This window comes from Aeromonas sp. s5 (genome assembly GCF_040907865.1).
GTDB classification, from domain to species: Bacteria; Pseudomonadota; Gammaproteobacteria; order Enterobacterales; family Aeromonadaceae; genus Aeromonas; species Aeromonas dhakensis.
In genome coordinates this window covers 105,395-125,565 of record NZ_JBFOCO010000006.1, presented here as the reverse complement: position 1 = coordinate 125,565, position 20,171 = coordinate 105,395, and the positions used below count along the sequence as shown (strand labels likewise).

Annotated in this window: 18 protein-coding genes; 5 read left to right on the top strand and 13 right to left on the bottom strand. The window is 58.7% G+C overall.

What is annotated here, in order from left to right; genetic code table 11:
* Positions 1–86 precede the first annotated feature (86 nt).
* The 4 genes from AB5Y94_RS04855 to AB5Y94_RS04840 all read left to right on the top strand — a co-directional run bounded on the left by AB5Y94_RS04855 (position 87) and on the right by AB5Y94_RS04840 (position 5,627).
* Positions 87–1,106 carry a putative 2-aminoethylphosphonate ABC transporter substrate-binding protein gene (locus AB5Y94_RS04855; protein ID WP_081843760.1) on the top strand — a complete coding sequence of 340 codons (1,020 nt, stop codon included), beginning with the start codon at positions 87–89 and terminating at the stop codon, positions 1,104–1,106.
* Positions 1,107–1,374: 268 nt separating this feature from the next.
* On the top strand, positions 1,375–2,469 hold the full coding sequence (locus AB5Y94_RS04850; RefSeq protein WP_368205144.1) for a putative 2-aminoethylphosphonate ABC transporter ATP-binding protein: 1,095 nt from the start codon (positions 1,375–1,377) through the stop codon (positions 2,467–2,469).
* Positions 2,466–4,202, top strand: coding sequence for a putative 2-aminoethylphosphonate ABC transporter permease subunit (locus AB5Y94_RS04845; protein ID WP_368205087.1), 1,737 nt, complete (start codon positions 2,466–2,468; stop codon positions 4,200–4,202). Before AB5Y94_RS04850 ends, AB5Y94_RS04845 begins: the two co-directional genes overlap by 4 nt.
* A gap of 18 nt (positions 4,203–4,220) precedes the next feature.
* The gene (locus AB5Y94_RS04840; protein WP_368205085.1) at positions 4,221–5,627 is read left to right on the top strand and encodes an FAD-dependent oxidoreductase; all 1,407 of its coding nucleotides are present in this window, start codon (positions 4,221–4,223) and stop codon (positions 5,625–5,627) included.
* Between the two features lie 117 nt (positions 5,628–5,744).
* On the opposite strand, the gene AB5Y94_RS04835 is transcribed toward AB5Y94_RS04840, so the two are convergent.
* The 4 genes from AB5Y94_RS04835 to AB5Y94_RS04820 form a co-directional block, all read right to left on the bottom strand.
* On the bottom strand, positions 5,745–6,212 hold the full coding sequence (locus AB5Y94_RS04835; protein ID WP_017787165.1) for a YcgN family cysteine cluster protein: 468 nt from the start codon (positions 6,210–6,212) through the stop codon (positions 5,745–5,747).
* A gap of 233 nt (positions 6,213–6,445) precedes the next feature.
* A complete protein-coding gene (locus AB5Y94_RS04830; protein WP_368205083.1) occupies positions 6,446–7,072 on the bottom strand; it encodes a LysE family translocator in 627 nt (208 codons plus the stop codon).
* A 107-nt stretch (positions 7,073–7,179) separates the two neighbouring features.
* The gene (locus tag AB5Y94_RS04825) at positions 7,180–7,917 is read right to left on the bottom strand and encodes a helix-turn-helix domain-containing protein (RefSeq protein ID WP_368205081.1); all 738 of its coding nucleotides are present in this window, start codon (positions 7,915–7,917) and stop codon (positions 7,180–7,182) included.
* Positions 7,918–8,079: 162 nt separating this feature from the next.
* A complete protein-coding gene (locus tag AB5Y94_RS04820) occupies positions 8,080–8,331 on the bottom strand; it encodes a hypothetical protein (protein ID WP_368205146.1) in 252 nt (83 codons plus the stop codon).
* Positions 8,332–8,684: 353 nt separating this feature from the next.
* Between AB5Y94_RS04820 and AB5Y94_RS04815 the strand changes: the two genes are divergently transcribed.
* The gene (locus tag AB5Y94_RS04815) at positions 8,685–9,383 is read left to right on the top strand and encodes an SDR family NAD(P)-dependent oxidoreductase (RefSeq protein ID WP_368205080.1); all 699 of its coding nucleotides are present in this window, start codon (positions 8,685–8,687) and stop codon (positions 9,381–9,383) included.
* Between the two features lie 308 nt (positions 9,384–9,691).
* On the opposite strand, the gene AB5Y94_RS04810 is transcribed toward AB5Y94_RS04815, so the two are convergent.
* The 9 genes from AB5Y94_RS04810 to sdhC all read right to left on the bottom strand — a co-directional run bounded on the left by AB5Y94_RS04810 (position 9,692) and on the right by sdhC (position 19,818).
* The gene (locus tag AB5Y94_RS04810; RefSeq protein ID WP_368205079.1) at positions 9,692–9,997 is read right to left on the bottom strand and encodes a GNAT family N-acetyltransferase; all 306 of its coding nucleotides are present in this window, start codon (positions 9,995–9,997) and stop codon (positions 9,692–9,694) included.
* Between the two features lie 125 nt (positions 9,998–10,122).
* The gene (gene sucD, locus AB5Y94_RS04805) at positions 10,123–10,995 is read right to left on the bottom strand and encodes a succinate--CoA ligase subunit alpha (RefSeq protein ID WP_005300222.1); all 873 of its coding nucleotides are present in this window, start codon (positions 10,993–10,995) and stop codon (positions 10,123–10,125) included.
* Complete coding sequence (sucC, locus tag AB5Y94_RS04800; RefSeq protein ID WP_005300220.1) at positions 10,995–12,161, bottom strand: ADP-forming succinate--CoA ligase subunit beta; 1,167 nt, start codon at positions 12,159–12,161, stop codon at positions 10,995–10,997. Before sucC ends, sucD begins: the two co-directional genes overlap by 1 nt.
* A 223-nt stretch (positions 12,162–12,384) precedes the next feature.
* Positions 12,385–13,572 (bottom strand): 2-oxoglutarate dehydrogenase complex dihydrolipoyllysine-residue succinyltransferase, encoded by a 1,188-nt coding sequence (odhB, locus tag AB5Y94_RS04795; RefSeq protein WP_368205077.1) that lies wholly within the window; start codon positions 13,570–13,572, stop codon positions 12,385–12,387.
* Positions 13,573–13,662: 90 nt separating this feature from the next.
* Positions 13,663–16,473, bottom strand: coding sequence for a 2-oxoglutarate dehydrogenase E1 component (gene sucA / locus AB5Y94_RS04790; RefSeq protein ID WP_368205075.1), 2,811 nt, complete (start codon positions 16,471–16,473; stop codon positions 13,663–13,665).
* A gap of 115 nt (positions 16,474–16,588) precedes the next feature.
* Positions 16,589–17,305 carry a succinate dehydrogenase iron-sulfur subunit gene (locus tag AB5Y94_RS04785; RefSeq protein WP_010634177.1) on the bottom strand — a complete coding sequence of 239 codons (717 nt, stop codon included), beginning with the start codon at positions 17,303–17,305 and terminating at the stop codon, positions 16,589–16,591.
* 17 nt (positions 17,306–17,322) lie between these two features.
* Positions 17,323–19,089, bottom strand: coding sequence for a succinate dehydrogenase flavoprotein subunit (gene sdhA, locus AB5Y94_RS04780; protein WP_017779962.1), 1,767 nt, complete (start codon positions 19,087–19,089; stop codon positions 17,323–17,325).
* A gap of 1 nt (position 19,090) precedes the next feature.
* The gene (gene sdhD / locus AB5Y94_RS04775; protein ID WP_005300209.1) at positions 19,091–19,435 is read right to left on the bottom strand and encodes a succinate dehydrogenase, hydrophobic membrane anchor protein; all 345 of its coding nucleotides are present in this window, start codon (positions 19,433–19,435) and stop codon (positions 19,091–19,093) included.
* Complete coding sequence (sdhC, locus tag AB5Y94_RS04770; RefSeq protein ID WP_005300207.1) at positions 19,429–19,818, bottom strand: succinate dehydrogenase cytochrome b556 subunit; 390 nt, start codon at positions 19,816–19,818, stop codon at positions 19,429–19,431. Before sdhC ends, sdhD begins: the two co-directional genes overlap by 7 nt.
* Between the last annotated feature and the right edge of the window lie 353 nt (positions 19,819–20,171).

Here is a 20,171-nt window from a genome sequence, read left to right as displayed (position 1 = left end):
GGCCGTCACAGGATCGTAATAAAGCTCCCCTAGCCTCTCTCTCGACCAATCTGGTTTATACCAATCCAACCGACATGGAGAAGAGGATGAAACAGGGAACCCATCTGCTGGCCGCCGCCGTGCTGACCGCCATGACAGCCCCGGCACTGGCCGCCACCGATCTCACCGTCTACACCGCCTTCGAACCGGAGCAGCTCGGCGAGCTGAAAACCGCGTTCGAGCGCCAGCATCCGGACATCAACATCAAGTGGGTGCGCGACTCCACCGGCGTGGTCACCGCCCGCTTGCTGGCGGAAAAAGCCCAGCCCAAGGCAGATGTGGTGTGGGGGCTGGCAGCCACCAGCCTGATGCAGCTCGATCAGCAGCAGATGTTGACCGGTTACGCTCCCAAAGGGCTGGAGAGGCTCGACAGCCGCTTTCGCGACAGCAAGGCCGAGCCCCACTGGATCGGTCTGGACGCTTTCTTCAGCGCCATTTGCTTCAACAAGGTAGAGGCGGAGAAACAGGGGATCCCGGCGCCGACTAGCTGGGCCGATCTCACCAAGCCCGTCTACAAGGGCAAGGTGATCATGCCCAACCCCAGCTCCTCCGGCACCGGCTACCTGAGCGTCGCCGGCTGGCTGCAGACCATGGGCGAGCAGCAGGGCTGGCAATTTATGAACGGTCTGCACCAGAACATCGACCGCTACACCCACTCGGGTTCGGCCCCCTGCAAGCTGGCCGCCAGCGGCGAGACGGTGATCGGTATCTCCTTTGACTTCCCGGCCACCAGCCTCAAGGCCAAGGGTGCCCCCATCGAGGTGGTGTTCCCGAAAGAGGGTTCGGGCTGGGACATGGAAGCCGCCGCCATCATCAAGGGCACCCCCAAGCTGGAGGCCGCCAAACAGCTGCTCGACTTTGCCGCCACCGAACAGGCCAACGCTCTCTACAACAAGTCGTTCGCCGTGGTCGCCATCCCGGAGATGGCCAAGCCTAGAGCCGGCTATCCGGTGGACATCAACAGCCAGATGATCGACAACGACTTTGGCTGGGCCGCCCGCGAGCGCAATGCCATCCTGGCCCAGTGGAGCGCCAGCTTCGACGGCAAGACCGAAGCCAAGCAGTAATCCCGTTGAGGACAGGTTTGTGCAATGGCAGCAAATCGCCGTCGACAGATCCATTGCCGAAGGCCAACCCAGGTTGGCCTTCGTTTTTTGGCATCGCCTCCCCTGTTTGTGTCGTCCTCAATGGGTGGCGCCCCCATCCACAAGCGGCCAAGCTAGCTGCTGGCTACCCATCGTCATCTAACTGTCATCAAGCCGTCATCCTTAGATCACCTGACCGTCACACTTCACCCGCAAACTGGTATATACCAAATCAGTAGTGAGTCGCACCATGACCCAGCCCTATCTGGACATTCAACATCTCAACAAGCAGTTTGGGACTTTTCAGGCCCTCAAGGGGATCTCCCTGACCATTGAGCCGGGGGAGTTTATCTGCTTTCTTGGCCCCTCCGGCTGCGGTAAGACCACCTTGCTCAGAGCCATCGCCGGGCTGGATCTGCCGGACAGCGGCGAGATCTGGCAAGGGGGGCGCAATATCTCCCAGCTGCCGCCCCAGCAGCGCGACTTTGGCATCGTGTTTCAGTCCTATGCCCTCTTCCCCAACCTGACGGTGGCCCAGAACATCGCCTTCGGCCTTGAGAATCAGGGGCTGGCACAGGATCTCATCAAGGAGCGGGTCGATCACTGGCTGGGGCTGGTGGATCTCACAGCCCAGTCCCACAAATACCCGAGCCAGATCTCCGGCGGCCAGCAGCAGCGGGTGGCGCTGGCCCGGGCCTTGGCCCTCTCCCCCGGCCTGCTGCTGCTGGACGAACCGCTCAGCGCGCTGGATGCACTGGTACGCACCCACCTTCGCAGCGAGATCCGCGCCCTGCAGCAGCGCCTTGGCATTACCACCATCATGGTGACCCACGACCAGGAAGAGGCGCTGACCATGGCCGATCGCATCGTGGTGATGGAGGGCGGCCGCATCGTGCAGGTGGGCACCCCGCAGGCGATCTACCACCAGCCAGCCAGCCGCTTCGTGGCAAGCTTTGTCGGCACCATGAACTTCCTCGACACCCTGGTGCTAAGCCCCACTCAGGTGCGCCTTAACGAGCAGCCGCTGACACTCGCCAACCGGGCCGCGGCCGGCAGCAAATTGCAGGTGGCGATCCGCCCCGAGGCAATCACCCTGAGTGCGCCCAGCGAACCCTGTCTTGGGCAGCACGGCATCGACGCTCAGATTGATCAGGTAGAGTTTCTCGGCGCCGCCCAGCGCCTTATCTGCACCGCCGACACCTATCTGGGCCCGCAGCAGATCCTGGTGGAGCGCCCGACCCACGAGCTGCCCCGCCACGAACAGGGTGGCTGGCGCAGCGGCATGCGCTGCTCGCTGCACTGGCCCGCCGGGGCGATGCAACTGTTTGAAGGAGAGTGCCCATGACAGCCCCCTTCACGACCTCCTCCCTGTTGCCGCCAGCGACAGCCCGACAAAACATCCGCTGGCAGCGGCTTTGTCGCGGCTGGAGCCGGGATCAGCTGCTGCAACTGATCCTGCTGGTGCTCGGCATCGCCCTGCTCACCGGCGGTCTGCTGATGCCGCTGCTCACCATGCTGCAAAAGAGCCTGCAGGATGAGAACGGCCTCTGGGTGGGCCTTGCCAACTTCAGCGCCTATTTCGACTCCCCTCATCTGGGGCGCACCATCGGCAACACCCTCTGGCTCGGGATTTTAATCACCGCGCTGGTGGTGACCATCGCCTTTGGCTACGCCTATGCCCTCACCCGCACCTGCATGCCGGGCAAGGGGCTGTTTCGCCTCATCGGCCTTATCCCGCTCTTGATGCCCTCCCTGCTGCCCGCCATCAGTCTGGTCTACTGGTTTGGCAATCAGGGGATCGCCAAGGGGCTGCTCGGCGGCGAGAGCATCTACGGCCCCATCGGTATCATCATTGGTCTGGGCTTCTGGTGCTTCCCCCACGCCCTGATGATCCTCATCACGGCGCTCGGTCAGAGCGACGCCCGCCTCTATGAAGCCTCCCGGGTGCTGGGCAGCAGCGGCTGGCGCACCTTTGTCACCGTCACCCTGCCCACCTCCCGCTATGGCCTTTTGAGCGCCGCCATCGCCGTCTTTACCCTCACCATCTGCGACTTCGGGGTGGCCAAGGTGATTGGCGGCCAGTACAGCGTGCTGGCCACCGACATCTACCGGCAGGTGATCGGGATGCAGAACTTCTCGCTGGGGGCCGTCGCCAGCGTCACCCTGCTGCTGCCGGCGCTGCTCAGCTTTGCCCTGGAGCACAGGGTGCGCAGCAAGATGCAGGAGCAGAGCAGCACCAAGGCGGTGCCCTATCAGCCCAAACCCAATCGGCTGCGGGATCTGCTGGCCCTCGGCTGGTGCACCCTCTGGGCCCTGCTGTTTCTGGCGCTGGTGGGGATGGCCGTTTACGGCTCGCTGGTGCAGTTCTGGCCCTACAACCTCGGGCTGACGCTGGATCACTACGCCTTTGACAGCAACAGCGTCTACGGCTGGCAGCCCTTTACCAACACCCTGCAGCTGGGCCTCTATACCGCGCTTATCGGCACCGTGCTGGTGATGGTGCTGGCCTGGGCGCAGGAGAAGGGGCGCCACTTTACATGGCTGCGTCAGTTGCTGCATCTGCTAGCCATGCTGTCGCTGGCGGTGCCCGGCATGGTGCTGGGGCTGGGTTACATCTTCTTTTTCAACGGCAATCCGCTCTTTGGCACTCTCTATGGCACTCTGCCGCTGATGGTGCTCTCCTGCGTCATCCACTACTACACGGTGGGTCATATGACGGCGCTGACCAGCCTGAAACAACTGCCCAAGGAGCTGGAGCTGGTGGCCATCTCATTGCGCATTCCGCTCTGGAAAGCGTTCTGGCGAGTCACCCTGCCCGCCTCCCTGCCCGCACTGCTGGAGATCTTCATCTATCTGTTCGTCAACGCCATGACCACCACCTCGGCGGTGATCTTCCTCTATTCGAGCGACAGCGTGCTCGCCTCCATCGCCGTGCTCAATATGGAGGACTCCGGCGACACCGCCGCGGCCGCCGCCATGGCTACCCTGATCCTGCTGGCCACCGCCACCGTCAAGCTGCTCCAGCTCTTTTTGAGCCGCACCCTGCTGGATCGCACCCAGCGCTGGCGCCACCCATAACCTTGTCGAGGAGTCATCATGCCCACTCTCCCCTTCTGGCTGGCCGAAGCGCTCGCCGCCGAACAACCCGCGCCCCCCACGCCCCTCGTCGGCCACCACGAGGCCGATGTCTGTATCGTCGGCGGCGGCTTTACCGGGCTGTGGAGCGCCATCGCCCTTAAACAGGCCGAGCCACACTTGCGCATCATGGTGCTGGAAAAAGATCGCTGCGGCAGCGGCGCCTCCGGGCGCAACGGCGGCTGCCTGCTCACCTGGTCGGCCAAGTACCTGACCTTAACGCGCCTTTTTGGCGAAGAGCAGGCCGCCTGGCAGGTGCAAAGATCCGAGCAGGCGGTGCACGAGATCGCCCATTTCTGCGAAAAGCACAACATAGAGGCACAGCTGAGGGTCGAGGGCACCTGCTACACCGCCACCAGCGAGGCGCAGCGCGGGCTGATGGAGCCGGTATTGCAGGCGCTGAAGCAGGCCGGCCTTAACCAGTGGCAAGTGATTGAAGAGGATGAACTGGCGAGCCAGAGCGGCTCCCACGTTCATCTGGAGGGGCTCTACAGCCCCCACGCCGGTTCGGTGCAACCGGCGCTCTTGGTGCGCGGCCTGCTGCGGGTGGCACGGGAATTGGGCATTGAGGTCTATGAGCACTCCCCCATGCAGCGCCTCGAAGGGGGCCAGCCTGCACGGGTGCAAACGCCGCAGGGCGAGGTGCGTGCCCGCAAGGTGGTGCTGGCCCTCAACAGCGCCATGGCGCAGCACTTTCGCGAGTTTCGCCGCAGTATCGTGCTGGTCTCCTCCGACATGGTGATAACCGAGCCCGCGCCGGGTGCACTGGCCGCCCAGCAGCTTGCGCACGGCCGCACCGTGGTGGATGGCCGCACCTTTGTGCATTACTACCGATCCACTCCGCAAGGGCGGCTGATGCTCGGCAAGGGGGGCAACACCTTCGCCTTTGCCAACCGCCATCTGGCCGGGTTCGATGCGCCGAGTCGTTATCTTGCCCCCCTCACTCGCACCCTGCGCCGCTTCTTTCCGGCGCTCAAAGAGGTACCCATCGCCGCCAGCTGGTGCGGCGCCTCCGATCGCTCGGTGGATGGCCTCCCCTTCTTCGGCCACTGGCGAGGGCAGCCCAACGTTGTCTATGGCCTCGGCTATTCCGGCAACGGAGTGGCCCAGAGCTGGATGGGCGGCCAGATCCTGGCGGCGTTGGTGAGAGACGAGGTGCGAGAGGAGGACAAGCCGTGGCGCGAATGCGCGCTGGTAAGCGGTCCGCGCGGCTATTTTCCGCCCGAGCCGTTTCGCTGGCTGGGGGCCATGGCGGTGCGCAACGCCATCCGGCGCAAGGAGCGGGCAGAGGATGAGAACCGCCCGGTGGCCTGGTACGACAAACAGCTGGCCAAACTTGCCGATGCGGCGGGCAAGGCGGACAAATAGGCGCCTTCACCCAGCGCTTTGGAAAAAGCCAGAAAACCGAAGGGGCAGGAGAGTGATGACTCCCCTGCCCCTTCGCAGTTGGTACGGCTTGCGGCTGGCCGGATAGACAGGCTGGCGTTAGCTGGCCCAGGTAATGATATGATCGATCCAGTCGCCGGCATCCACCTCGTGCACCACCTTGCCACGCACCGACTGACCGGCCTGGTGCATGGCGCTGCGGCTGCCGGTGATAAGCGGATGCCACTCAGGCAGGCTCTGCCCCTCCGCCAGCAGGCGGTAAGCACAGGTCGACGGCAGCCAGTCATATTCGGCAATCTTGTCGTGGGTGATCTGCAGGCAGTCCGGCTCTTTCTTAAAGCGGTTGCCGTAGTCGGAGCACTGGCAGGTCTTGGTATTGAGCAGGTTGCAGGCCACGTTGGTGAACACCAGCTCCTCGGTGTCCTCGTCGATCAGCTTGTTCAGGCAGCACTTGCCGCAGCCGTCGCACAGAGACTCCCACTCCGTCATGGTCATCTGCTGCAGGCTCTTCGCCTGCCAAAATGGGGCGTTCTGCACGGGTTCTGTTTGCTGCGCGTTCTGCTGCATGAAGATAGGCTCACTCAATACACTGACAAGCGCGTGGTTATACGCGCTATGGACCGATTTTTCAAGGTTGGCAGCTTTGACATGACGACCAAATGGATGCTGCCAACAGGAGAAGAGGTACAGGAGGTATCTCGGTGTAACAGAGGATGATTCAAGGCCTCCTCCATTAAAAAACAAGGACATTACATCTATAAAAAATCAACTAAATATCAATTGTCACCTATTCTATCAGCTCACAGTTGACTTAAGAATAATAGATTTACAGCCATACCTATCAAGATAACACTGCAAGAACGGTTTAATCCAATCTGAACAGCAGGTTTAGACTGTATCCAAGGAGATAACACTCCAGCCAAGTAACCTATTGGTAATTTTACTAAAAAGGTAAGGAACGCAAAAGATGCCCCTAAAAACAATAATGCTTGTGTCGATGACGCACTATCAACACTGACAAACTGAGGTAGATAGGCAAAATAAAACACTGCTATTTTTGGATTGCTTATGTTAGAGATCATTCCTTTAAAGAAGAAGGAACTCATACTCCCATCGACGCCTCCCACATTTTCAAAGCCAATAGCTGACGCTTTAAATAATTTTACTCCAAGATAAAAAAGGTAAGCCGCACCAACATACTTCATTATATCAAAGGCTAACTCTGATGCTTGTAACAAGGCACCTAAGCCTAAAGCTACCAGAAATGTATGGCCCAACAATCCAGTCGCGACCCCAGACGCTGTAATCACTCCAGCTTTCGGGCCTCTTGCTATAGAACTGGATAGTACCAACACCATATCTTGCCCTGGAGCCAAGACGATCAACAATGATGTAGTGATGAAAATAAAGAGTGTCGAGTCAATCACGGACAATTACCTTTGGTTATTTATCTTGTCCCTGAAAGTTACCATTAAACTCTCACTTACAGTTTGTTCAAAAGCCGATTTAGTATTGCCAAAAGCTGATTCGTGCATTATCTCGCTCGTAGCTTTCTAGGTTGATAGCCGTAGTAATGACTAAATCTAGAGCTGAATGCAGATGAATCCTGATACCCGACCTCGCCCGCTATGACGTTGACAGGGTAGTCAGTATTGACCAGCAATGCCCTTGCTTTTTCCATCCTTAAATGCAGCAGATATTGTCCTGGTGTTTTCCCTGTTTCATTTTTAAATAGTGTTTTGAATTGACTTATGCTCAGGCAAGCGACAGAAGCTAATTCATCCAGTGAAGGCGACATTCGGATATCATTTTCCAAGTGTTCTATTGCTCGGGAGATCCTTTTATCTGTATTCAGCAAAAATGGTTGTTCGCTCAGAAGCTGAAAAAACCAATTCCCCATACTACTTTCCAGTGTCGGACTGGTTCGGTACTCAAGTTGCTTTTGAACAAAGAAGCAGAAGGCTTGAACAGGTTCGGAGATTTTCACAAAAGACTCTTGTAGCTTCTCTATATTTGCAGGAAGTTCACTTAAATCTGCAACCAGAAAATATGACCCTTTTTCTGGTACAAATGTGTGCTCATCCCTAGCAAGAGTTATGATACATTGCCCAGGAACCCCTCTTCCTGCATGCCGGCCTGTATGCATGTCAACCGCACCGATTAAAGGAAACACCAATTGGTGATGGTCATGTGCGTGGGTATGTGACACAAAAGTATATGAGCGAATCGATAATTTAGCCGTCATATGTTCCCCAAAGCTGTGTGCATCCACTCTTCAACAGGTCTGTCTTGGCTGATGTGCATTGAAAAAATGGCTAATGTATATGGCCTGCAACACTAACACCAACCCTTTTAGAATATCAAGATTGGCCATCTTACCCATAGCTTCGCTTGTTATGAACTATGTATCCATTTGTTGAGGGGGATGAATAGATTAGAACTCCAGACAGTTTTCCTGCCCTGCCTGCTTATAGTAGTTTGGTTCAGCATAATTTGTTGCATGATTAATTACAGGGCAACAAGAGAAGTCAATGATAATAATGCTCAGCACTGAAATCTGAAAGGACAGCCCGGCTCTTTTTAAAGCGGTTGCCTTAGTCGGAGCACTGGTGTCCTCGTCGACCTGCTTGTTCAGGCAGCACTTGCCGCAGCCGTCGCACAGGGATTCCCACTCGGCCGTGGTCATCTATTGCAGGCTTTTTCCTGCCAGAAGGGGGCGCTCTGCACGGGGTCTGTTTGCTGCATGAAGAAATGCTCACTCAATACACTGACAAGCGCGTGGTTATACGTGCTATGTCCGATTTTTCAAGGTTGGTGGCGGTTTTGCCTGTCGTGCGAGGGTAATGTCACTACCGGCGATTCATGTGATCCCATCCAGATAATCAGACTGGCAGATCTCCATCTAACGGTTGTCATTTCTACCCGCTGGTGGGAGGAAATAGCTGTGGCATACTAGCCTCCCCCGCAGGTTAGAATATGATCTGCTATTCGAACCTGCGGGTGAACATGAACTGACCATATGGATTAATGGGTAGTGTGATGAAGACAGTATTGATAACGGGGGCAAGCAGAGGATTGGGGCTGGCACTCGTCCAGACTTTTTATGAACACAAGTATCAGATTTATGCAGTCGTCAGAACCGCCAATGCCTATGACATGCTGACGTCTATGTACCCTGGAGTCTCTGTACTTGTTGCTGATGTAACTCATGAAAACTACGAGTCTCAGCTTTCCGGGTTTATCGAGCAAACAAAGATAGATATTGTCATAAATAATGCGGGTTCCGCCGGCACCCCGGGTATAGATACCAAGCGCAGTACAAGCGACCAGCTCACTTATGAATTTAAAACGCACTGTGTCGGCGCTCTTTCTACCGTCAAAGCCCTGCTGAACCATGAAAATAGAATGCAACCATCCTTGATCGTCAATATCAGCTCAAGGAGAGGATCATTGAACATGCAAGCAACAGGCGCAACCAAGGGAATCAAGTGCTCTTTCTCTTATCGCATTGCGAAGGCGGCCCAGAATATGTTGTCACTCTGCATGGCGGATGATTTGGAGAGCATGGGTATTAAAGTGATCTCGGTCCACCCCGGGGCACTGCTCACCAAAATGGCCCCTGCCGATGCGATGCTGACACCGGAGCAATCCGCAAGCAGACTGGTTGACATGCTCGAACGTGATGATGTTAATTCACGGGATTTTATTTGCCTGGAAACAGGTAAACTTCCGTGGTGAATCACAGTATCGACTCGAACAATACGCTATCGCGCGCAGGCTTGTAGCCTAATAACCATTCAATACGAATAACCAATCACGGCAAACTCTCTCAATCAGGTAGGCCAAATGTCACCCATCCAGCGACCTACCTTTTCAACCATGTTTATACAACCGCGTGCCATACCATGATGGTCGTTTCCCAGTGACCGTGGGTTGATTTATGTATTGCGTTGAAGCCTTGCTGACGATAGAAATCAACGTTATGTGTTTCACACTGCAAGTAGAGTGTCGCAACACCACGGGAAACAGCCATATCCTTGGCGACATTAATCATTTTTTTTGGCGATGCCTTTTCTGCGGTGCGGCGCTGGAACATAGATACCACCAATCCAGAACTCATATTCAGGGTAGTTTTTATTTTCCTGGATTTTCAGTTCCAATGTTCCAACCAGTTCGCTATCGTCATGCGCGACCAGGCTAAATGGGATGTTTCTATTCAAGGCTTTTACTTCAACCTTTTTACGTACCATCTCTTTCGTAACGCCGGGCACCTGAGAGACCCACTCATCGAAATACCAGCCAACTATCGTCGATACATCATGCGGATGATCCGCAAGCAATGAAATTTCCATATATCCCCCGTGACAAGATACAAAATATTTTTAGATTCGCGAGAATGAATAATGATGCCAAATCATTAGAAATAAAAATGCCGCCCCAAAGGGCGGCATTTTGCTATCTGAGATAACAGGCTAACTTACCAGCCGGTCACTTCGCGCAGGGCCTTGCCGATATCGGCCAGGGAGCGCACGGTTTTCACGCCGGCATCTTCCAGGGCTGCAAATTTCTCGGCCGCGGTGCCTTTACCACCGGCGATGATGGCGCCCGCATGACCCATGCGCTTGCCAGCCGGAGCGGTGACACCCGCAATGTAGGAGACCACCGGCTTGGTGACGTGGGCCTTGATGTAGGCCGCCGCGTCTTCCTCGGCGTTGCCGCCGATCTCGCCGATCATCACGATGGCTTCGGTCTGCGGGTCATTCTGGAACATCTCCAGAATATCGATGAAGTTGGAACCCGGGATGGGGTCGCCACCGATACCGACGCAGGTGGACTGGCCGAAGCCCTCGTCCGTGGTCTGCTTGACCGCTTCATAGGTCAGGGTGCCGGAGCGGGAGACGATGCCCACCTTGCCCGGCTTGTGGATGTGACCCGGCATGATGCCGATCTTGCACTCACCCGGGGTGATGACGCCCGGGCAGTTGGGCCCGATCATGCGCACGCCGGTTTCCTGCAGCTTCACCTTGACGTCCAGCATGTCCAGGGTCGGGATGCCTTCGGTGATGGTGACGATGAGCTTGATGCCGGCATCGATGGCTTCCAGGATGGCGTCCTTGCAGAACGGGGCCGGTACATAGATGACGGAGGCGGTGGCGCCGGTGGCTTCCACGGCGTCACGAACGGTGTTGAACACCGGCAGGCCCAGGTGGGTGGTGCCGCCCTTGCCCGGGGAGACGCCGCCGACCATCTGGGTACCGTAGGCAATGGCCTGTTCGGAGTGGAAGGTACCCTGACCGCCGGTAAAGCCCTGGCAGATCACCTTGGTGTCTTTGTTGATCAGAACGCTCATTATTTGGCCTCCGCTGCTTTTACCACTTGCTGAGCTGCGTCAGTCAGACTCGTTGCGGCGATGATATTGAGGCCGCTGTCGGCCAGTTTACGGGCACCCAGTTCGGCGTTGTTGCCTTCCAGGCGCACCACCACGGGCACTTTCACCCCGACTTCCTTCACGGCACCGATGATGCCTTCCGCGATCATGTCGCAGCGCACGATGCCACCGAAGATGTTGACCAGCACGGCTTGTACCTTGCTGTCGGAGAGGATGATCTTGAAGGCCTCGGTCACCCGCTCCTTGGTAGCGCCGCCGCCGACGTCCAGGAAGTTGGCCGGTGAGCCGCCGTGCAGGTTGACGATGTCCATGGTACCCATGGCCAGACCCGCGCCGTTGACCATGCAGCCGATGTTGCCATCCAGCGCCACGTAGTTCAGCTCCCACTGGGCGGCGTGCGCTTCACGGGGGTCATCCTGGGACGGGTCGTGCATCTCGCGCAGCTTCGGCTGACGGTACAGGGCGTTGGCGTCGATGTTGATCTTGCCGTCCAGGCAGTGCAGGTTGCCCTTGTCGGTGATGACCAGCGGGTTGATTTCCAGCAGGGCGAAGTCGCAGTCCAGGAACATCTGGCCCAGACCCATGAAGATCTTGGTGAACTGCTTGATCTGATCGCCGACCAGACCCAGTTTGAAGGCCAGCTCGCGGGCTTGATAAGGCTGCGGGCCTACCAGCGGATCGATGGCGGCTTTGTGAATGAGTTCCGGGGTTTCGTGGGCGACTTTCTCGATCTCCACGCCACCTTCGGTAGAGGCCATGAAGACCACGCGACGGCTGCCACGGTCAACCACGGCGCCCAGGTAGAGCTCCTTGGCGATGTCGGTGCAAGATTCCACCAGGATCTTGGTGACCGGCTGACCGTTGGCGTCAGTCTGATAGGTCACCAGGTTCTTGCCGAGCCAGTTCTGGGCGAAGGCACGGATCTCGTCCTTGCTCTTGGCCAGCTTGACGCCGCCCGCTTTACCGCGGCCACCGGCGTGGACCTGGCACTTGACGACCCAGGTGTTGCCGCCAATCTTGTCGGCCGCTTCGGCCGCTTCCTGCGGGGTGGCACAGGCATAACCTTCGGAGACCGGCAGGCCATACTCGGCAAACAGCTGTTTTGCCTGATATTCATGCAGATTCATAGATGCTCTATCCGTGTTGTAGGTATTTCCGTCCGGGGCTCGTGTTTCTCAATCCCCTGTGAAAGAGGCCAGGGTGGCCCCTCGTTATCTTTCTAATTTCACTTTCACTCAGACGTTCCGTCAGGGCCGCGAGGGCCCCCGCTTGCCGCCGAACGGGAAGTCCGGCGGCAAGCTTGTGGCGCAGACCGTCAAGCCAGAGGGCTTGTCGATCCGGCCGATTTGCTTAGACGTCCAGCAGCAGACGGGTCGGATCTTCCAGCAGCTCCTTGATGGAGACCAGGAAGCCCACCGACTCGCGGCCGTCGATGATGCGGTGATCGTAGGAGAGCGCCAGGTACATCATCGGCAGGATCTCGACCTTGCCGTCGACGGCCATGGGGCGGTCCTGGATCTTGTGCATGCCCAGAATGGCGCTCTGGGGCGGGTTGATGATCGGGGTGGACATCAGGGAGCCGAACACGCCACCGTTGGTGATGGTGAAGTTGCCGCCGGTCAGTTCGTCCACGGTCAGCTTGCCGTCACGGCCCTTGCCGGCCAGATCCTTGATGGCCTTCTCGATGTCGGCCAGGCTCATGCTGTCGCAGTCACGCAGCACCGGAGTCACCAGACCACGGGGGGTGGAGACGGCGATGCTGACGTCGAAGTAGTTGTGGTAGACGATGTCGTCACCGTCCAGCGCCGCATTCACTTCCGGGTAGCGCTTGAGGGATTCCACTACCGCCTTCACGTAGAAGGACATGAAACCGAGCTTGATGCCGTGCTTCTTCTCGAAGATCTCGCCGTACTGCTTGCGCAGCTTCATGATGGGCGCCATGTTGATCTCGTTGAAGGTGGTCAGCATGGCGGTGGTGTTCTTGGCCTCCAGCAGACGCTCGGCGATACGCTTGCGCAGACGGGTCATGGGCACGCGTTTTTCAGTGCGACCGGCCAGCGGGGCGACCGGTGCAGCCGGGGCTGCAGCGGCAACCGGCGCGGCGGCAGGCTTGTTGCCACCCTTGATGAAGGCTTCCACGTCTTCCTTGGTGACGCGACCGCCTTTGCCGGTACCGGTCAGCTTGGCAACATCGATGTCATGCTCGGCCACCAGGCGGCGCACGGAGGGGCTCAGGCCATCGGCGGCGTCATCGGCTACCGCTTCCACCGGCTTATCCTTGGTCTCTTCACCGGCCACCGGGGCAGGCTTGAGCATGGCGATCAGCTGGCGGGAGAGCACGGTGGCCCCTTCGCTTTGCAGGATGTCGCCCAGCACGCCGGCTTCCGGCGCCGGCACTTCCAGCACGACCTTGTCGGTCTCGATGTCAACCAGCACTTCGTCACGGGCAACCAGATCACCCGGCTTCTTGTGCCAGGTCGCGATGGTGGCATCCGCCACTGATTCCGGCAGGTCCGGTACTTTGATCTCGATAGTCATCTAATCAGTTCCTTGTTTACTTCTTGGCCAGCGGGCTTGTTCTTGGTCGAAGAGGACGCTCCCGGGGAGCGCCCTCTCCTTCACAACTCGTTATTCCAGGGTAAGTGCGTCTTCCACCAGGGCTTTTTGCTGCTTGGCGTGGACGGACATGTAACCGACGGCCGGCGAGGCCGAGGCCGGGCGACCGGCATAACGCAGACGGGCATGGCTTGGCAGCACGCTGTCGTAGTGATGACGGGTGCAGTACCAGGCGCCCTGGTTCTGCGGCTCTTCCTGACACCAGACGAAGTCGGTGACATGGCTGTAGTCGGCCAGGATGGCGCGCACTTCCTCTTCCGGGAAGGGGTAGAGCTGCTCGATCCGCACCAGGGCCACATCTTGCTGCTCGGCCTTGCGACGGGCATCGAGCAGGTCGTAGTAGACCTTGCCGGAGCAGAACACCACGCGCTTGACGCCCTTCGGATCCAGCGCATCGATCTCGCCGATGGCGTTCTGGAAGGTGCCTTCGGCCAGCTCTTCGAGCTTGCTCACCGCCAGTGGGTGGCGCAGCAGGGATTTGGGCGTCATCACGATGAGCGGACGGCGCATCGGACGCACCACCTGACGGCGCAGCATGTGGAATACCTGGGCCGGGTTGGACGGTACGCACACCTGCATGTTGTGCTGGGCGCACATCTGCAGATAGCGCTCCAGACGGGCGGAGGAGTGTTCCGGACCCTGTCCCTCGTAACCGTGCGGCAGCAACATGGTCAGGCCGCACATCCGGCCCCACTTCTGCTCGCCGGAGGAGAGGAACTGATCCACCACCACCTGGGCGCAGTTGGCGAAGTCGCCGAACTGGGCTTCCCAGATGGTGAGGCCGGCCGGCTCGGCGCTGGCGTAGCCATATTCAAACGCCAGTACCGCGTTCTCGGTCAGCACGGAGTCGTACACCTCGAACGGGCCTTGCTCGTCGTGCAGGTTGCACAGCGGGGTGTAGGTGCTGGCATCGGTCTGGTTGTGCAGCACAGCGTGGCGGTGGAAGAAGGTGCCGCGGCCGGAGTCTTCTCCGGTGAAGCGGATGCGGGAACCCTTGTCCACCAGGGTGGCGTAGGCCAGGGTCTCGGCAAAGCCCCAGTCCACCAGCTTCTCGCCGGCGGCCATCAGGCGGCGGTCTTCGTAGATCTTCTCGACCTGGCGCTGCAGCACATGGGTGGCCGGATACTGGCTCACCCGCTCGCCGAGGGCCTTCAGGTGATCCATGGGCACAGTGCTGTCATAGGGCATGGCCCAGTCGTGACCCAGGTAGGGCGTCCAGTCGACGGAGTGCAGCTCCATCGGACGCCACTCCTTGCTCACCCGCTCACCGCGATCCAGGGTGTCGCGATACTCGTTGACCAGGGTGGTGGCCAGCTCCTGGCTGATGACGCCATCGGCCACCAGCTGATCGGCGTAGATCTTGCGCGGGGTCGGGTGCTGCTTGATCTTCTGGTACATCAAGGGCTGGGTGGCACTCGGCTCATCGGCCTCGTTGTGGCCGTGACGACGGTAGCAGACCAGCTCGATCACCACGTCGCGCTTGAAGGTGTTGCGGTAATCCAGGGCAATCTGGGTCACCAGCACCACGGCTTCCGGATCGTCACCGTTGACGTGCAGTACGGGGGCCTGCACCGCCTTGGCGATGTCGGTGCAATATTCGGTGGAGCGCAGGTCACGAATATAGGAGGTGGTGAAGCCCACCTGGTTGTTGATGACGATGCGCACCGTCCCGCCGACGCCATAGGCTCGGGTCTGGGACATGTTGAAGGTCTCGGCCACCACGCCCTGACCGGCCATGGCGGAGTCACCGTGGATGGTGATGGGCAGTACGGTCGAGCCGTCCTTGTCACCGCGGCGGTCCATGCGGGCACGCACGGAGCCGATGACCACGGGGTTGACGATCTCGAGGTGAGACGGGTTGAAGGCGAGCGCCAGGTGGACGTTGCCGCCCGGAGTGGCGAAGTCGGACGAGAAGCCCATGTGGTACTTCACGTCACCCGTGCCCCAGGATTCGCCGTGCTTGCCGGCAAACTCGTCGAACAGGTCCTGGGCGCGCTTGCCCAGCACGTTGATCAGCACGTTGAGGCGACCGCGGTGAGCCATGCCGATGACAGCCTCTTTGCAGCCCTGCTCACCGGCGCGACGGATCAATTCTTTCAGCATGGGTACCATGGCATCGCCCCCTTCCAGGGAGAAACGCTTGGCCCCCGGGAACTTGGCACCCAGGTATTTTTCCAGCCCTTCGGCGGCGGTCAGGCTCTCGAGGAAGCGGGTCTTCTCTTCGAGGGTATAGGTCCCCTTCCCTTCGATGGATTCGAGCCTGTCTTGCAGCCAGCGCTTCTCCTCGGTGGAGGTGAGGTGCATGTAGTCGGCGCCGATGCTGCCGCAGTAGGTCTTCTTCAGCGAGGCATACAGATAGGAGAGCACCATGGTCTCGCGACCGATGGCGTAGGAGCCCACGTTGAAGGTGGCCTCCATGTCCGCGCCTTGCAGGTTGTGAAACGCAGGGTCCAGTTCGGCAACGGTTTCACGCGCCCACAGGCCGAGCGGATCCAGATTGGCGTTTTGATGGCCGCGGAAGCGGAAGGCGTTGATCAGCTGCAGTACCCGCACCTGCTTGGCATCCACTTGCGGATCGGAGACGGGGGCACTGTAACGGGAGGGCTCCTTGGCCAGGCGACGGAAATAATCGCGGACCCGGGAATGGGGTTGTTCTATCGCATGGCCATTGACCTGAGGCAGCGAGCTAAACAGGCTGCGCCACTCTTCGGCTACGGATTCGGGGTCTTCCAGGAAGGATTCGTACAAATCCTCGATATAGCTTGCATTCGCACCAGCCAGGTGAGATGACTCCAACCAGGCCTTCATCACGCCGTTATGCATTTCTATCCCTTGTACATCTTGTTCACTGCAGCGCAGCTTGTAGGGGTCAAATAGCCATCCAGGCTGGATGGCTATCCAGAGGTCGGGCCTGGCGCGTGACGCCCTGGCCCTGATATCAAACAGCCCGGTTGAGCAGCATCGACTTGATGTGGCCGATGGCCTTGGTCGGGTTCAATCCCTTGGGACAGACGTTCACGCAGTTCATGATGCCGTGGCAACGGAACACACTGAAGGCGTCATCCAGATTACCCAGTCGCTCGGTCGCGGCGGTGTCGCGGCTGTCCGCCAGCCAGCGATAGGCGGCGAGCAGCCCGGCCGGGCCGATGAACTTGTCCGGGTTCCACCAGAAGGAGGGGCAAGAGGTGGAGCAGCAGGCACAGAGTATGCACTCGTACAGGCCATCCAGCTTGGCGCGCTCTTCGGGGGATTGCAGGTGCTCACGCACGGGCGGCAATTTTTCGTCGTTGATGAGGAAGGGTTTGACCTTCTCCCACTGGGTGTAGAACTGGGTCATGTCGATCACCAGATCACGGATCACCGGCAGGCCTGGCAAGGGGCGGATAACGACGTTATTGCCCTTCTTCAGCAGATCGGAGAGCGGGGTGATGCAGGCAAGACCGTTCTTGCCATTCATGTTGAGACCGTCTGATCCACAGACCCCTTCGCGGCAGGAGCGGCGGAAGGCGAGCGTGGGATCCAGCTCTTTCAACTGGATCAGTGCGTCGAGCACCATCATGTCGGAACCTTCAGGAATATCAAGACGATATTCCTTCATATGGGGGACGTTATCAACATCCGGATTGTATCTGTAGACAGAGAATGTGACGTTCATTGTGCTTGGCTCCGCAATCAGTAAGTCCGGACCTTGGGCGGGAACGCCTCACGGGTCTTGGGTGACATGTTGACAGCGCGACGGGTCATGGACTCGGTGTCCGGATGATAGAGGCTGTGGCACAGCCAGCTCTCATCGTCACGCTCCGGGAAATCGAAGCGGCTGTGGGCGCCCCGGCTCTCGGTACGGAAGTTGGCGGCCACCGCGGTGGCATAGGCGGTCTCCATCAGGTTGTCCAGCTCCAGGCACTCAATGCGCTGGGTGTTGAACTCCCTGGAGGTGTCGTCCAGACGGGCGTTCTTGAGGCGCTCGCGGATGAGTTTCAGCTCGGCCAGCCCTTCCGCCATGGCATCCCCTTCGCGGAACACGGAGAAGTTGTTCTGCATGCAGCGCTGCAGATCCTTGCGGATCTGGGCCGGGTCTTCCCCGTTACGGTTGCTTTCCCAGCGGTTGAGGCGCTCGAGCGCCTTGGCGATGTCGGCTTCGGTAGCTTCCACACCGTGCTCCATCGAGCCCAGGGTCTCCACCAGGTGCATGCCGGCGGCACGACCGAACACCACCAGATCCAGCAGGGAGTTGCCGCCCAGACGGTTGGCGCCGTGCACGGAGACGCAGGCGATCTCGCCCACCGCGAACAGACCGACCACCGGCACGTCGTTGCCATCCTTGTCCTGAGTCAGACACTGGCCGTTCACGCTGGTCGGCACACCGCCCATCATGTAGTGGCAGGTCGGGATGATGGGGATGGGTTCCTTGACCGGATCCACGTGGGCGAAGGTGCGAGAGAGCTCGCAGATGCCCGGCAGACGGGATTCCAGTACCTCTTTGCCGAGGTGATCCAGCTTGAGCTTGATGTGCGGGCCCCAGGGACCGTCGCAGCCACGGCCTTCGCGAATCTCGATCATGATGGAACGGGCCACCACGTCGCGACCGGCCAGATCCTTGGCGTTCGGCGCATAACGCTCCATGAAGCGCTCGCCGTCTTTGTTCAGCAGGTAGCCGCCTTCACCGCGGCAACCTTCGGTCACCAGTACCCCTGCCCCGGCGATGCCGGTGGGGTGGAACTGCCAGAACTCCATGTCTTGCACGCCGACCCCGGCACGCAGCGCCATGCCGACACCGTCACCGGTGTTGATGTGGGCGTTGGTGGTGGACTGGTAGATGCGACCGGCGCCGCCAGTGGCGAGTACGGTGGCCTTGGCCTTGAAGTAGACGACTTCACCGCTCTCCATGTCGATGGCGGTACAGCCGACGATGTGGCCATCCTGGTTCTTCACCAGATCCAGCGCATACCACTCGGAGAAGACAGTGGTCTTGTTCTTGACGTTTTGCTGATACAGGGTGTGCAGCAGGGCGTGGCCGGTACGGTCGGCAGCCGCCGCGGTACGGGCAGCCTGCTCGCCACCGAAGTTCTTGGACTGACCACCAAACGGACGCTGGTAGACGCGGCCGTTGTCGAAGCGGGAGAAGGGCAGACCCATGTTCTCCAGCTCATAGACGGCCTCGGGGCCTGTCTTGCACATGTACTCGATGGCTTCCTGATCACCGATGTAATCGGAACCTTTCACGGTGTCATACATGTGCCACTGCCAGTTGTCGTCGTGGGCGTTGCCCAGCGCAACCGTGATGCCGCCCTGGGCGGAAACCGTGTGGGAACGAGTCGGGAAAACCTTGGAAAGCAGTGCGCAGCTCTTGCCGGATTGGGCAATCTGCAGCGCGGCGCGCATGCCGGCACCGCCGGCGCCGATCACGACCGCATCAAATTCACGAGTTGGAATAGTCACCTTACACACCCCACAGCACGACGAAACCCGTCATCAGATAGACAAACAGCACCACCACCAGTGCAAACTGCAGCGCACCGCGCAGCCCGACCGGCTTGATATAGTCGGTCAGCACCTGCCACAGACCGATCCAGGCATGGATCAGCACACACAGCAGCGCCAACAGGGTGAACACCTTGGTGAAGGTTTTCGCGAAGAAACCGGTCCACACCTCGTAGGTGATGTCGTTGCACGCAACGAAACCCACCAGATAGAGGACATAGCAGGTCATGATGAGGGCGGTGGCGCGGATCAGGATGTAATCGTGAACACCGCTGCGCCCGAATGTTGCAGAATTGGTTACCATACCAGAACCCCCGCCAATACCGCCAAAATCGCAGTGATCACGAAGGCCACACGGGCACTCTGATTACCGGATTCCAGCTCTTCCCAATAGCCCATGTCCATGACCAGATGACGCAACCCGCCCACAATGTGGTAAGCCAGCGCGGTCAGGATCCCCCACAGCACGAATTTGACCAGGAAGTTGTCCATGATGGACACCACGGTCTCAAATCCTTCGGGAGAGGCGAGTGAAGTACCAAGCATCCACAGCAAGATTGAGAGCGCCACAAAGGTGATGACCCCTGAGACACGATGCAAGATGGAAGCGATGGCGGTGACAGGAAAGCTGATCGTCTGTAGGTCGAGGTTTACAGGTCTCTGTTTATTTTTCACGGCTTTGCCCACTCAGCTCCATTGAGCACGTTAGTTATTGTTTTTTCACGCTTATGAGGGCATGGAGTGGCATTTGTTAGGTTTTTGTTACCAAAACAACTCGGGAAAGCCAAAAACGACATTTTCAATATCACATCTGGCTTTGCGAAAGCGTTTCAAACACCGACAGCCATCACCCACGAGGCGCAGTATATCGGCGGGCTTAACCAATGACAATCAATTAGCTACAAAGAAAACCCAAAACCGTAAACCAGATCCCACAACTGATTTAACAAAACATTAATGATCATCCAGCAAAATTGACAACAGACCTGAACTCTGTTTCAAATAAGGCGCTCCAGCCGCCCTGGTACGGGTCAGAACCT

Excerpts from the sequence above, each read along its gene's own strand:
- AB5Y94_RS04815 (WP_368205080.1), top strand. The coding sequence starts at position 8,685 with ATGAAGACAGTATTGATAACGGGGGCAAGCAGAGGATTGGGGCTGGCA.
- AB5Y94_RS04850 (WP_368205144.1), top strand. The coding sequence starts at position 1,375 with ATGACCCAGCCCTATCTGGACATTCAACATCTCAACAAGCAGTTTGGG.
- AB5Y94_RS04840 (WP_368205085.1), top strand. The coding sequence starts at position 4,221 with ATGCCCACTCTCCCCTTCTGGCTGGCCGAAGCGCTCGCCGCCGAACAA.
- AB5Y94_RS04810 (WP_368205079.1), bottom strand. The coding sequence starts at position 9,997 with ATGGAAATTTCATTGCTTGCGGATCATCCGCATGATGTATCGACGATA.
- AB5Y94_RS04845 (WP_368205087.1), top strand. The coding sequence starts at position 2,466 with ATGACAGCCCCCTTCACGACCTCCTCCCTGTTGCCGCCAGCGACAGCC.
- AB5Y94_RS04820 (WP_368205146.1), bottom strand. The coding sequence starts at position 8,331 with ATGACCACGGCCGAGTGGGAATCCCTGTGCGACGGCTGCGGCAAGTGC.
- AB5Y94_RS04835 (WP_017787165.1), bottom strand. The coding sequence starts at position 6,212 with ATGCAGCAGAACGCGCAGCAAACAGAACCCGTGCAGAACGCCCCATTT.
- AB5Y94_RS04785 (WP_010634177.1), bottom strand. The coding sequence starts at position 17,305 with ATGAACGTCACATTCTCTGTCTACAGATACAATCCGGATGTTGATAAC.
- sdhD (WP_005300209.1), bottom strand. The coding sequence starts at position 19,435 with ATGGTAACCAATTCTGCAACATTCGGGCGCAGCGGTGTTCACGATTAC.
- sucA (WP_368205075.1), bottom strand. The coding sequence starts at position 16,473 with ATGCATAACGGCGTGATGAAGGCCTGGTTGGAGTCATCTCACCTGGCT.
- odhB (WP_368205077.1), bottom strand. The coding sequence starts at position 13,572 with ATGACTATCGAGATCAAAGTACCGGACCTGCCGGAATCAGTGGCGGAT.
- sucD (WP_005300222.1), bottom strand. The coding sequence starts at position 10,995 with ATGAGCGTTCTGATCAACAAAGACACCAAGGTGATCTGCCAGGGCTTT.
- AB5Y94_RS04855 (WP_081843760.1), top strand. The coding sequence starts at position 87 with ATGAAACAGGGAACCCATCTGCTGGCCGCCGCCGTGCTGACCGCCATG.
- sucC (WP_005300220.1), bottom strand. The coding sequence starts at position 12,161 with ATGAATCTGCATGAATATCAGGCAAAACAGCTGTTTGCCGAGTATGGC.